General features: G+C 64.4%; 11 protein-coding genes. 4 read left to right on the top strand and 7 right to left on the bottom strand.

The genetic code is table 11. The annotated features are described in order from the left end of the window. Position 1 precedes the first annotated feature (1 nt). The gene (locus tag ASC83_RS00615) at positions 2 to 1,435 is read left to right on the top strand and encodes a peptidylprolyl isomerase (protein ID WP_056056733.1); all 1,434 of its coding nucleotides are present in this window, start codon (positions 2 to 4) and stop codon (positions 1,433 to 1,435) included. 55 nt (positions 1,436 to 1,490) lie between these two features. Then, positions 1,491 to 2,270 (top strand): 16S rRNA (adenine(1518)-N(6)/adenine(1519)-N(6))-dimethyltransferase RsmA, encoded by a 780-nt coding sequence (rsmA, locus tag ASC83_RS00610; RefSeq protein ID WP_056056732.1) that lies wholly within the window; start codon positions 1,491 to 1,493, stop codon positions 2,268 to 2,270. 271 nt (positions 2,271 to 2,541) lie between these two features. On the opposite strand, the gene ASC83_RS23745 is transcribed toward rsmA, so the two are convergent. The 7 genes from ASC83_RS23745 to ASC83_RS00580 form a co-directional block, all read right to left on the bottom strand. Next, entirely contained in the window at positions 2,542 to 2,751 is a 210-nt protein-coding gene (locus ASC83_RS23745; protein ID WP_015016367.1) for a hypothetical protein, read from the bottom strand. Then, positions 2,730 to 3,155 (bottom strand): barstar family protein, encoded by a 426-nt coding sequence (locus ASC83_RS00605; protein ID WP_015016366.1) that lies wholly within the window; start codon positions 3,153 to 3,155, stop codon positions 2,730 to 2,732. Before ASC83_RS00605 ends, ASC83_RS23745 begins: the two co-directional genes overlap by 22 nt. A 134-nt stretch (positions 3,156 to 3,289) precedes the next feature. After that, a complete protein-coding gene (locus ASC83_RS00600) occupies positions 3,290 to 3,697 on the bottom strand; it encodes a ribonuclease domain-containing protein (protein WP_056056729.1) in 408 nt (135 codons plus the stop codon). A gap of 154 nt (positions 3,698 to 3,851) precedes the next feature. Further along, positions 3,852 to 6,194, bottom strand: coding sequence for an NADP-dependent malic enzyme (locus ASC83_RS00595; RefSeq protein ID WP_056056727.1), 2,343 nt, complete (start codon positions 6,192 to 6,194; stop codon positions 3,852 to 3,854). 403 nt (positions 6,195 to 6,597) lie between these two features. Then, complete coding sequence (locus ASC83_RS00590; protein WP_056056725.1) at positions 6,598 to 8,118, bottom strand: CoA-acylating methylmalonate-semialdehyde dehydrogenase; 1,521 nt, start codon at positions 8,116 to 8,118, stop codon at positions 6,598 to 6,600. A gap of 70 nt (positions 8,119 to 8,188) precedes the next feature. Beyond that, entirely contained in the window at positions 8,189 to 8,818 is a 630-nt protein-coding gene (locus ASC83_RS00585; RefSeq protein WP_056056723.1) for a DJ-1/PfpI family protein, read from the bottom strand. A gap of 29 nt (positions 8,819 to 8,847) precedes the next feature. Continuing rightward, positions 8,848 to 10,209, bottom strand: coding sequence for an aspartate aminotransferase family protein (locus tag ASC83_RS00580; RefSeq protein WP_056057624.1), 1,362 nt, complete (start codon positions 10,207 to 10,209; stop codon positions 8,848 to 8,850). A 130-nt stretch (positions 10,210 to 10,339) separates the two neighbouring features. Here ASC83_RS00580 and ASC83_RS00575 point away from each other — a divergent pair, with 130 nt between their 5' ends. Both ASC83_RS00575 and ASC83_RS00570 read left to right on the top strand, forming a co-directional pair. Next, complete coding sequence (locus ASC83_RS00575) at positions 10,340 to 11,320, top strand: LysR family transcriptional regulator (RefSeq protein ID WP_056056721.1); 981 nt, start codon at positions 10,340 to 10,342, stop codon at positions 11,318 to 11,320. Between the two features lie 94 nt (positions 11,321 to 11,414). Then, entirely contained in the window at positions 11,415 to 11,720 is a 306-nt protein-coding gene (locus tag ASC83_RS00570) for a flagellar basal body protein (protein ID WP_015016359.1), read from the top strand. The last annotated feature ends 81 nt before the right edge of the window (positions 11,721 to 11,801 follow it).

Raw genomic sequence — 11,801 nt, 5'->3', positions numbered from 1 at the left:
CATGAACCACCGTGTATTCGCACTGGCCTTGACGGCCGCGTTGGCATCCCTCGTGGCGCAAGGCGCTGCGGCCCAGGGCCTGCGCCCATCGGGGACCTCGTCCTCGGGCAAGACAGGGTTGTCTTCCTCGCCGTCTTCGCTGAATGCGCGCCCTGCTGCCGTGCCCTCCATCACGCTGCCCGCTCCTTCCACCAGCGCGGCCCCGCGCTCGGCCGACTTCATCGTGGCGGTGGTCAACTCCGAGCCCGTGACCAACTACGAGGTGCGCTCGCGCCTGGCACGTGCCGAGGCGCAGATCGCCAAGCAAGGCGGTGCCATGCCACCGCGCGATGCGCTGGCGCGCGAAGTCCTCGAACGCATCATCCTGGAGAAGGTGCAGCTGCAGCAGGCCCGCGAATCGGGCATCAAGGTCGATGACTACGCCGTGTCGCAGGCCGAGCAGGGCGTGGCCCGCCAGAACGACATGACGGTGGACGAGCTGTATGCGCGCCTGGCCCGCGATGGAATGAGCAAGGACCGTTTTCGCGAAGAGCTGCGCAACCAGCTGCTGCAGCAGCGCCTGCGCGAGCGCGAAGTCGAAGCGCGGGTGAAGGTGAGCGATCTGGACGTGGACCAGTTCCTGCGTGAAGAGCAAAAGGGCACGGATGTCGCCGCTATGGAGATCAACCTGGGCCATGTGCTGGTGCTGGTGCCTGAAAACGCCACCCCCACGCAGGTGGCCGAGCGGCAGGCACGGGCACAGCGAGCGGCCGACAAGGTGCGCGCAGGCGAAGACTTTGCAGCGGTGGCCCGCGAGTTCTCCGATGCGCCCGAAGGCCAGCGGGCCGGTGGATTGCTGGGCCTGCGGCCTGCGGATCGTTATCCAGAATTGTTTGTGAACTCCACCCTCGGCCTGCCGGTGGGCTCCATCGTGGGCCCGGTGCGCTCGCCAGCGGGCTTTCACGTGCTCAAGGTGGTGGAACGTGTGACGGCGGGTATGCCGACCACGGTAGTGCAAAACCATGCGCGCCACATTTTGCTGCGCACGGGCCCCCAGTTGTCCGAAGCCGCCGCCGCCGCGCGCCTGGCCGACTACCGCCGCCGCGTGCTGGCGGGGCAGGCCGACTTTGCAGCCCTTGCGCGCGAGCATTCACAGGACGGCAGTTCCAAGGAGGGCGGCGACCTCGGCTGGGCCAACCCGGGCCGGTATGTCCCCGAGTTCGAGCAAGCGCTGGACGCCCTCAAGCCCGGTGACATCAGCGAACCCCTGGTTTCGCGTTTTGGCGTGCACCTGATCCAGCTGCTCGAACGCCGCGAGGCCAAGCTCACCCAGCGCGAGCAGCGCGACATGGCACGCAACGTGGTGCGCGAGAAGAAACTCGACGAGGCCTATGCCACCTGGGCGCAGGAGTTGCGCGGGCGCGCGTATGTCGAGTACCGCGAGCCACCCCAGTGAGTGCAGCGCACACGAGCTCCAAGCACTCTCAGACACGACAACAGGTAAGGCCGCGTTGAAACACATTCCCCGCAAGCGCTTCGGACAGCATTTCCTGTCCGACCAGGGCATCATCGACGGCATCGTGCAGGCCATTGCGCCGCTGCCCGGCCAACCCATGGTCGAGATCGGGCCCGGTCTGGCCGCGCTGACGCAGCCCCTGGTGGAACGCCTGGGGCACCTCACGGTCATCGAACTGGACCGCGACCTGGCGCTGCGCCTGCGCCTGCATGGCCAGCTCGACGTGATCGAGTCGGACGTGCTCAAGGTGGACTTCACCGCACTGGCGCAGACCCTGCGTGACAAGGCAGGACAGCCCGGTTTGCGGTTGCGCGTGGTGGGCAACCTGCCCTACAACATCTCCACACCTATCCTGTTCCATCTGCTGGACCATGTGCAGGTCATCGAAGACCAGCACTTCATGCTGCAAAAGGAAGTGATCGACCGCATGGTGGCCAGCCCCGCCACGGGCGATTACGGACGCCTGTCGGTGATGCTGCAATGGCGCTACGCCATGGAAAACGTGCTGTTCGTGCCGCCCGAGAGCTTCGACCCGCCGCCACGCGTGGACAGCGCCGTGGTGCGCATGGTGCCGCATGCAGAACCTGCGGCCTTGTCTGTGCCCCTGTTGGAAGAGCTGGTGCAGGTCGCCTTCAGCCAGCGCCGCAAGCTGCTGCGCCACACGCTGGGCCGCTGGCTCGAAGCCCGCCAGTTTGCAGGTGAATTCGACACTCAGCGCCGCGCCGAGGAAGTGCCCGTGGCTGAATACGTGGCTCTGGCGCAGATTTGCTCTTGAATTGATAGCTTACAGCGCTTGTTCGATGGGTGCTAGGCAGCTTTTTCTATCCAGTAAGCTGCGTTGGGTGGCACTGAGCTAGCCGGCGCACTGCAATCAATGCCGTTCCTGCAGCTACAACGCTGGACCTCGTAACAGCCATGGCAACTGTCGCTGCCCAGACCAGAGACACCGCGCAAGGGCAGCCCCGCCGCGCTGGTGTCGTCCCCCTTCCCGGCGAAGCCGAGAGAAGGGGGAAGCGGCGTAAGCCGCTCAGGGGGATGTACCGAATTCAGGCGGCGCTGAGCCAATACCCGGCATTGAAAGGGCTGCTCATGCGCAGCGCCATGGGCGACACGTCCACAAGCTTGTCGGTGGGCATCTTTTCAGCGGGTTCGCCGTTGATCTCGATGCCTTCCACGGCCTGGGTGTCGCTAGCCTCGTTCGCCCGTTCTGCTTGGCTGGTGGATGCAGAACGGGCTACAGAAAAGAATAGAAACACCGGAAGGGGATCTTGCGATCACCCCAGTAGTCGGCTGCATCACGGAAGATGTCGAGCAGCTGCTCGCGCGCTTCCTTGTCGAACTTGCCCGTGGCAGGAATCTGCTCCAGCACCACGATGAAACCAGGCTGCGGGCCCGATTTGTGCAAGGGGTCTGTCATGCAGTCGTACAACGCATCGAAGTTCTTGCCGAAGTGCGACGGGAAGGTGAACTGTGCAGCGATCAGGTCCAGCACGTCCTGCTTGGACTGTGCATGGGCCAGATTGGCATACAGGAAGTGATGACCCATGGATGTCGCGGCATCCTGCAGGTCCTGCACGCGGAAGGCGCGAATGGACTGCACGATGTTGGTGCGCACGCCACGCAGTGGCGTTTCCAGGTCTTTACGAAGTGGCGTCTGCATCTCCGCTACTCTTTCTTTATAAAGTCCACAAACTTCTGGCATCTCACAGGCTGCAGGATGCGGCCTGTGAATGGGGAATTCAATGGGGCGCGGCGTACGCTTTCAGGGATGGGCTGGCGTACGACGCATTGGGGTTACTCGACGATCTCGCGAAAACTGGCGTAGTGGTCGCTGGTGTAGTAGCAGGCATCCGGCATCCGGGGCTTGCCGCCACACACGATGCGCCGGGCTCCCCGGTCGCGCGATCCTGGTGTTCTGACGGTGTATTCACGGTAGTAGCCCCGCTTTTGGGCAGGCAACAGCCGCTCGCGATTGCCAAAAACCGATCCGTCCTTGTCGTACGGAAAGGGCCCCCCCTCACGAATCAGCGCATACGTTGTCCGCCCTTGGGGCGGCAACTCGGCCAGTGCGATGGGGGTGATGGACCCGTCGGTGGACGGGGATTTCCGGGCATGTCCCGCGACCGGAGACAGCACGAAAGCAACACCCAAAACACACAATAACCCTGCCTTGCGCGCCCGGGTGGCTACAGCCTTCAGCATCAACGAACCTTTCAGAAACTACGGGTTAACCCGAAATTTCGACCCGCTAGTGTCGCTCAACGGTCCCCAAAAAGCAAGCGTCTGCACAAAGATTGGGCAGACGCTGAAGGGCTTTGCAGGGATTTTAAGTTAGCGCTTGCTATTCTTTTAAGGCTTACCGCAGGGCGTTGGCATCGGCCACGGTGAGGGCTGTCATGTTCACAATACGACGCACGGTGGCACTGGGTGTCAGGATATGAACCGGCTTGGCAGCGCCCAGCAGCACGGGGCCGATGGCAATGCCGCCACCTGCTGCGGTCTTGAGCAGGTTGTAGGCAATGTTGGCGGCGTCGATGTTGGGGAACACCAGCAAGTTGGCGTCGCCGGTCAGCTCGCTGCTGGGCATGAGCGTCGAGCGGGCCTTGCCGTCCAGCGCCACGTCGCCATGCATTTCGCCGTCCACTTCCAGCCAGGGGGCCTGCTGGCGCAGCAGTTCCAGCGTCCGGCGCATTTTCACGGCGCTGGGGCTGTTGCTGGTGCCGAAGTTGGAGTGCGACAGCAGCGCCGCCTTGGGCTTGATGCCAAAGCGCATCATTTCCTCGGCGGCCAGGGCGGTGATCTCTGCCAGCTCCTGCGGCGTGGGGTCGTAGTTGACGTGCGTGTCCACCAGGAACACCTGGCGGCCCGGCAGCATCAGGCCGTTCATGCAGGCGTACACCGGCACATCCTGCTCGGTGCTGTCGGCGCCGCCTGCATGCTTGCCGATGACCTGGTCGATGTACATCAGGTGGTTGGCGGTGGTGCCCCAAGTACCGCAGATCAGGCCGTCCACTTCGCCCTTGTGCAGCATCATCGAACCGATGAGCGTGAGGCGGCGGCGCATCTCGATCTTGGCAACCTGCTGGGTGATGCCCTTGCGCTCGGTCATGCGGTGGTAGGTCTGCCAGAAGTCGCGGTAGCGGTGGTCGAAGTCGGTGTTGACCACGTCGTAGTCCACGCCCTCCTTCAGGCGCAGGCCAAACTTTTCGATGCGCTGGGCGATGATGGCGGGGCGGCCGATCAGCGTGGGGCGCGCCACCTTTTCGTCCACCACGATCTGCGCAGCACGCAGCACGCGTTCTTCTTCGCCCTCGGCATAGGCCACCCGCTTCTTGGCGGCATTGCGGGCCGCGTCGAAGATGGGCTTCATCGTCGTGCCCGAGGCATACACAAAGGTCTGCAGCCGATCGCGGTACGCGTCCATGTCAGCGATGGGGCGCTGTGCCACGCCGCTGTCCATGGCGGCCTGGGCCACGGCGGGCGCAATCTTCATCATCAGGCGCGGGTCGAACGGCTTGGGAATCAGGTACTCGGGCCCGAAGGTCAGCTTCTCGCCCACGTAGGCGGCGGCCACCACCTCGCTTTGTTCGGCCTGTGCCAGCTCGGCAATCGCGTGCACCGCGGCAATCTCCATCTCATCGGTGATGGTGGTGGCACCGCAGTCCAGTGCCCCACGGAAGATGTACGGGAAGCACAGGACGTTGTTCACCTGGTTCGGATAGTCCGAGCGGCCCGTGGCCATGATGATGTCGTTGCGCACGCTGTGCGCCAGCTCGGGCGTGATCTCGGGGTTGGGGTTGGCCAGCGCGAAGATCACCGGGCGCTCGGCCATGGTGGCCACCATCTCGGGCTTGAGTACGTTGCCGGCCGACAGGCCCAGGAATACGTCGGCGCCGACCATCACCTCGGCCAGCTTGCGCGCGTCGGTCTTCTGCATGAACTGGCGCTTGTCGTCGTCCATCAGCTCTTCGCGGCCTTCATACACCACACCAGCCAGGTCGGTGACGAACACGTTCTTGCGCTGCACGCCCACCTTGAGCAGCAGGTTTAGGCAGGCCAGGGCCGCCGCACCCGCGCCGCTGGTGACCAGCTTCACGTCTTCGATCTTCTTGTTGGCGACCTTGAGCGCATTCACGACGGCAGCCGCCACCGTGATCGCCGTGCCGTGCTGGTCGTCGTGGAAGACCGGGATCTTCATGCGCTTGCGCAGCTCGCGCTCCACATAGAAGCAGTCGGGGGCCTTGATGTCTTCGAGGTTCACGGCGCCAAAGGTCGGCTCCAGTGCCGCAATCACCTCCACCAGCTTGGCGGGGTCCTTCTCGTCGATCTCGATGTCGAACACGTCCACGCCCGCGAACTTCTTGAACAGGACGGCCTTGCCTTCCATCACCGGCTTGGAGGCCAGCGCACCAATGTCGCCCAGGCCCAGAACGGCCGTGCCGTTGCTGATCACGGCGACCAAGTTGCCGCGAGAGGTGTAGCGGAAGGCGTTGGCCGGGTCCTTGACGATCTCTTCGCAGGGCGCGGCCACGCCGGGCGAGTACGCCAGCGCGAGATCGTGCTGGTTGATCATCTGCTTGGTCGCGGCAATCGCCAGCTTGCCGGGCTTGGGAAACTCGTGGTACTCGAGAGCGGCACGGCGCAACTGGGCACGCTTGTCGGAATCGTTGTTGTTCTGGGCCGTGGTGTTCTCGGGCATTCAGTGTCTCCAACTCAGGGGTGAGGGGCCAAAACCGTACTCCAGCGGGTCTGCAGCAGGCTGTCAGCTTTGTAAGGGTCTGCGATTGTAGGGGGATGTGCGTAAAAACCCTAGTAAGCGAATCTGCTTACAGAGGGGCTGTTTGCCCATTGATTGTGTCGTGCGGGCAGGGTTTTGAGACCTCCGTATCCATGCACAAAAGCTATGAAGTGTTTTGCTTTTTGAGGGGTAAGACCTCGGCATCCGAAAACGGGTCGCTTCATGGGCTCTTCTTGCGCCAAAAGACGGCATGCCACGCCAGCCATGCACATTTGCATGGCTCACCTTCAAACCACCTGGCACGGCACAGAACGAAAAAAGGCCCCACGTGGGGCCTTTTCGTCGAAAAGTGGATGCTGGTGCTTCAGCGGCTGCTCGGGAAGCTGAACACCGCCCCCTCACGCACGCCCGCCGAGGGCCAGCGCTGCGTGATGGTCTTGCGCTTGGTGTAGAAGCGCACGGCGTCGGGACCGTAGGCGTGCAGGTCGCCGAACAGGCTGCGCTTCCAGCCGCCGAACGAGTGGTAGGCAACCGGCACGGGCAGGGGCACGTTCACGCCCACCATGCCGACCTGGATGTGGTCGGTGAAGTAGCGGGCGGCCTCGCCGTCGCGGGTGAAGATGCAGGTGCCGTTGCCGTATTCATGGTCGTTGATGAGCTGCATGGCTTCCTGCAGCGTCTTCACGCGCACCACGCCCAGCACGGGGCCGAAGATTTCTTCCTGGTAGATCTTCATGCCGGGCTTGACGTTGTCAAACAGGCAGGCGCCCAGGAAATAGCCGTTCTCGTGGCCTGCCGCCACCTTCACGCCACGGCCATCCACCACCAGCGTGGCGCCTTCGGCCACGCCGCTGTCCACATAGGCCTTCACCTTCTCGAAGTGCGGCTTGGTCACCAGCGGGCCCATGTCGTTGCTGTTGTCGGTGCCGGGGCCGACCTTCATCTTGGCGATCTCGGTCTTGAGGCCCGCAATCACGGCATCACCCACTTCGTCGCCCACGGCCACCAGCAGCGGGATGGCCATGCAGCGCTCGCCGCACGATCCATACGCCGCGCCCATCAGGGCGCTCACGGCGTTGCCCACATCGGCGTCGGGCATCAGCACGGCGTGGTTCTTGGCACCGCCCAGGGCCTGCACGCGCTTGCCGTGTTTGCAGCCTTCGGCGTAGATGTATTCGGCAATGGGGGTGGAGCCCACAAAGCTTACGGCCCTGACGCGGGGGTCGCGCAGCAGCGTGTCCACGGCCAGCTTGTCGCCGTTGACGACGTTCAGCACGCCGGGCGGCAAGCCCGCTTCCAACGCGAGCTGGGCGATGAACAGCGTGGAGGAGGGATCGCGCTCCGAAGGCTTGAGCACAAAGGTGTTGCCGCAGGCCACGGCCATGGGCCACATCCACAGCGGCACCATGGCCGGGAAGTTGAAGGGCGTGATGCCTGCAGTGACGCCCAGTGCCTGGAACTCACTCCATGAGTCGATGTTGGGGCCCACGTTGCGGCTGTGCTCGCCCTTGAGCAGTTCGGGCGCGTAGCTCGCGTATTCGACGTTTTCAATGCCGCGCTGCAGCTCGCCGTGCGCGTCGGCCAGCACCTTGCCGTGTTCGGCGGTGATCAGGGCGGCGATCTTGTCGGCGTTTTCTTCCAGCAGCACTTTCAGCTTGCTCATCACGCGCGCACGCTTGAGCGGCGGCGTGTTGCGCCAGGCCGGAAACGCGGCCTCGGCCGAGGCAATGGCCGCCTCGACCGTGGCCTGGCTTGCCAGGGCCACGCTGGTGGTGGACAGGCCGGTGGCGGGGTCAAACACGGGCTGCGTACGGGCGGTGTCGGCGACGATCTGGCCGTCGATCAGGTGGCCGATGGTGGTGGTGACGTTTTTGTCGTGGTTCATGGTGATTTCAAGTAAAAAGTGCCACAAGCGCTAGTGAAACATGCGCTGATAGCTATCAAATTTATAGTATTCAAGCCGCAGCAGCCTGGGGCTCCAGCGCGGGCAGCACATGCCCCAAGGCGCGGTCGATGAACTCCTGCTTCTCGCCCACCGGGGCAAAGTAGTGCAGCACTTCGCGCGCGGCGTCCAGCCCCTTGAGGCGGGCGATCAGCCACGCCACCAGGTACTGCGAGGCCAGGCACCCGCCCGCCGTGGCCACGTTGCCGTTGGCCGCAAACGCGCGCGGCACCACGTCCACGCCCGACTCAACCACCCACGGCTTGCTGGTCAGGTCCGTACAGGCGGGCGTGCCGCTCAGCAGGCCCAAGCGGCTGAGCAGGAAGGTGCCAGAGCACTGCGCCGCCAGCAACTGGCGGGCGGGGTTCAGCACCCTTAGCTGTTCCATCAGCGCGGGGGTGTTGGCCACCTCACGCGTCTTCATGCCGCTGCCCACCAGCACCGCGTCGGCCTCAGCCAGCTGGCTCAGGTCTTCGTGCGCGTCGATGGTCAGCCCGTTCATGGACGTGATGCGGGGCGTGGGGCTCGCAATGCGCACCTGCCAGTCCTTGTCGCCCAGCAGCGCGATGCGATTGAGCATGCCAAATGCCACCAGCGAATCCAGGTCGTTGAAGGCATCGAAGGTGAGGATGGAAATGCGCATGGAGGGGCAGGCTGGCTGGCGAAGGAAGCTCAGGCGGTTTCTTGCAAGGCGTCGCCCAGGGCGCTAATCAGGCGGTCGATTTCGGCCTGGGTGCTGATGAACGGCGGTGCCAGCTGGATGGTGTCGCCACCGTAGCGCACGTAAAAGCCCTTCTTCCAGCAGTTCATGGCGATCTCATAGGGGCGCTTGGCAGGCTCGCCGGGCAGCGCCGCAATGGTGAAGCCGGCCGCCAGGCCAAAGTTGCGGATGTCGGCCACATGCTTGGCGCCCTTGAGGCTGTGCACAGCCTGCTCGAAGTACGGGGCCAGCGCCTTCACGCGGCCGACCATGTCTTCGTTTTGCAGGATGTCGAGCGCCGCAATGCCCGCCGCGCAGGCCACGGGGTGGGCCGAGTAGGTGTAGCCGTGCGGGAATTCGAGCATGTACTCGGGGCCGCCCGCGGCCATGAAGGTGTCGTAGATTTCCTTGGTAGCCACCACGCCGCCCAGCGGCTGCGCGCCGTTGGTGACCTGCTTCGCAAAGTTCAGGATGTCGGGCGTCACGCCGAAGGCTTCGGCACCCGTCCAGGCGCCGCTGCGGCCAAAACCGCTGATCACTTCGTCAAAAATCAGCAAGATGTTGTTTTGGGTGCAGATCTCGCGCAGGCGCTGCAGGTAGCCCACCGGCGGGATCACCACACCGGCGGAGCCCGAGAAGGGCTCGACGATCACGGCGGCGATGTTGCTCGCATCGTGCAGTGCAATCACTTCCAGCAGGCGGTCGGCCAGTTCCTTGCCCGTGGGCGGCATGCCCTTGTGGAACGAGCCTGCGGGCGGCTGGGTGTGGGGCAGGTGGTCGGCTTCCACGCCTTGGCCAAACAGCTTGCGGTTGGCCACGATGCCGCCCACCGAGATGCCGCCAAAGTTCACGCCGTGGTAGCCCTTTTCGCGGCCGATGAGGCGCGTCTTGGTGCCCTGGCCCTTGGCGCGCCAGTAGGCGCGGGCCATCTTCAGAGACGTGTCGGCCGACTCGGAGCCCGAACCGGTGAAGAACACATAGTCCAGCCCAGCAGGCGTCAGTTCCTTCACGCGGTTGGCCAGCTCGAACGACAGCGGGTGGCCAAACTGGAAAGCGGGTGCGTAGTCCAGCTTCATCGCCTGCTTGCCGATGGCTTCGGCGATCTCGCGGCGGCCATGGCCCAACCCGGAGCACCACAGGCCCGACAGGCCGTCAAAAATCTTGCGGCCTTCGCTGTCGGTGAAATAGGCGCCGCTGGCCTCCACGATCATGCGCGGGTTGGCCTTGAACTGGCGGTTGGCCGTGTAGGGCATCCAGTGCGCGTCCAGCCACTCGGCGTCCATGCGGGGGCCTTCGGCGCCAGCGGCGGGTTTTTCGATGTTGACGAAGCTCATGGGGTTCTCCAGTGCAAAGGCGGCGACAAAAAAGCGGACAGCCCCAGCGGCCTGGGGCTTGACGTAGGGCATTGTTGCGCCGCCTGTTAATCTCTCAAATAATCCAATATCAATGTTTACTTGACGATTTATGCAAGTAAAAGACCCGATTCCATCCCCCCAAGCTTCAGTGCCCGCAGTACCGGGCAAACACCGCGCTGTGCTGGGCCAGCTCAGCGACATGGACCTGCGCCTGCTGCAGGTGTTCAAGAGCGTGGTGGAGTGCGGCGGCATGTCGGCCGCCGAGCTGGAGCTGAACATCGGCACCAGCACCGTCAGCCGCCACATCAAGGACCTGGAAGCCCGCCTGGGCCTCACGCTGTGCCGCCGGGGGCGGGCGGGGTTTGCGCTGACTGCCGAGGGGCAGCGGGTGTATGACGAAACCCTGCGCCTGCTGGCCTCGGTGCGCAGCTTTCGCGACAGCGTGGACGACATCCACTCGCGCATGGGCGGGCAGCTGGCCGTGGCGGTGTTCGACAAAACCGCCAGCAACCCGGCCGCCCGCATTGGCGAGGCGATTGCCGCCTTCACCGCCCAGGCCCCCGATGTGCAACTGCAACTGCATGTGGGCTCCATCAACGCCATCGAGCGCGGTGTGATCGACGGCAGCTACCAGGTGGGCATCATCCCCGCGCACCGCAGCTCGCAAAGCCTGGCCTACGCCGACCTGTTTGGCGAGACCATGCTGCTGTATTGCGGCGCGGGCCACCCGCTGTTTGGGGCGTCATCGCCTCCGGCCGACTGGCATGCCGTGCGCGGCTACCAGTTTGCGGGGCTGGGCTACCACTCGCCCAATATGGAGTTGAGCCATCAGGCCCGGCTGCAGCGTGCGGCCACGGGGTTTGACCAGGAGTCCATCGCCACGCTGATCCTGTCGGGCCGCTTTCTCGGGTTCTTGCCCGACCACTACGCCGAGGCCTTCGAGCGCCAGGGCCGCATGCAGGCGGTGAACCCGTCGCTGTTCCACTACCACTGCCAGTTTGTGAGCCTGATGCGCCGCTCCCCCGCCCCCGCCCGCGCGGCGCAGGCGTTTGCGCAATGCCTGGAGGATGCGCACCGGCCCGGTCGCTGACAGGGGTATTGCGGGGCTGCGGCTTGCCAGCCGCCGCGGCGCGGCGGACAATTCGCCTTCTTTGCAACATTGTGTGACATCGGGAGCAGCGCCCATGGCCAGCATTTCCTCCATCGGCAGTTCAGGCCTCCAGGCCGCCCAGTTGCGGCTGGACGCGTCGGCCAACAACGTGGCCAACATGAACACCCCCGGCTACCGCCGCGAGGTGGTTGCACAAGAAGAAGTGGCCGAAAGCGCCGGCGTGCGAGCCACCGTGCAGCGCGAACAGGACGCCAAGGGCGTGGCGCTGGAGCAAGAGGCGGTGGAGCAGATGTCGGCCACTTACGCGTTCAAGGCGAATCTGCAGACCATCAAGACGCAGGACGAAATGATGGGCTCCTTGCTGGATGTGAAAGCCTGAGCGCTGCCCATTCACCGCCTGTTTGTGTTCCCACCCCCATGCCCCGCCGGTCGGGGCATGTTCGTTTCTGGCGCAGGCAGA

The sequence above is a fragment of the Acidovorax sp. Root402 genome, assembly GCF_001425125.1.
Taxonomy (GTDB): domain Bacteria; phylum Pseudomonadota; class Gammaproteobacteria; order Burkholderiales; family Burkholderiaceae_C; genus Acidovorax; species Acidovorax delafieldii.
Note: the sequence above shows the minus strand (reverse complement) of the source record. Positions and strands in the feature narration are given on the sequence as shown.

Excerpts from the sequence above, each read along its gene's own strand:
- ASC83_RS00590 (WP_056056725.1), bottom strand. The coding sequence starts at position 8,118 with ATGAACCACGACAAAAACGTCACCACCACCATCGGCCACCTGATCGAC.
- ASC83_RS00585 (WP_056056723.1), bottom strand. The coding sequence starts at position 8,818 with ATGCGCATTTCCATCCTCACCTTCGATGCCTTCAACGACCTGGATTCG.
- ASC83_RS00570 (WP_015016359.1), top strand. The coding sequence starts at position 11,415 with ATGGCCAGCATTTCCTCCATCGGCAGTTCAGGCCTCCAGGCCGCCCAG.
- ASC83_RS00595 (WP_056056727.1), bottom strand. The coding sequence starts at position 6,194 with ATGCCCGAGAACACCACGGCCCAGAACAACAACGATTCCGACAAGCGT.
- ASC83_RS00580 (WP_056057624.1), bottom strand. The coding sequence starts at position 10,209 with ATGAGCTTCGTCAACATCGAAAAACCCGCCGCTGGCGCCGAAGGCCCC.
- ASC83_RS00605 (WP_015016366.1), bottom strand. The coding sequence starts at position 3,155 with ATGCAGACGCCACTTCGTAAAGACCTGGAAACGCCACTGCGTGGCGTG.
- ASC83_RS00600 (WP_056056729.1), bottom strand. The coding sequence starts at position 3,697 with ATGCTGAAGGCTGTAGCCACCCGGGCGCGCAAGGCAGGGTTATTGTGT.
- ASC83_RS00575 (WP_056056721.1), top strand. The coding sequence starts at position 10,340 with ATGCAAGTAAAAGACCCGATTCCATCCCCCCAAGCTTCAGTGCCCGCA.
- ASC83_RS00615 (WP_056056733.1), top strand. The coding sequence starts at position 2 with ATGAACCACCGTGTATTCGCACTGGCCTTGACGGCCGCGTTGGCATCC.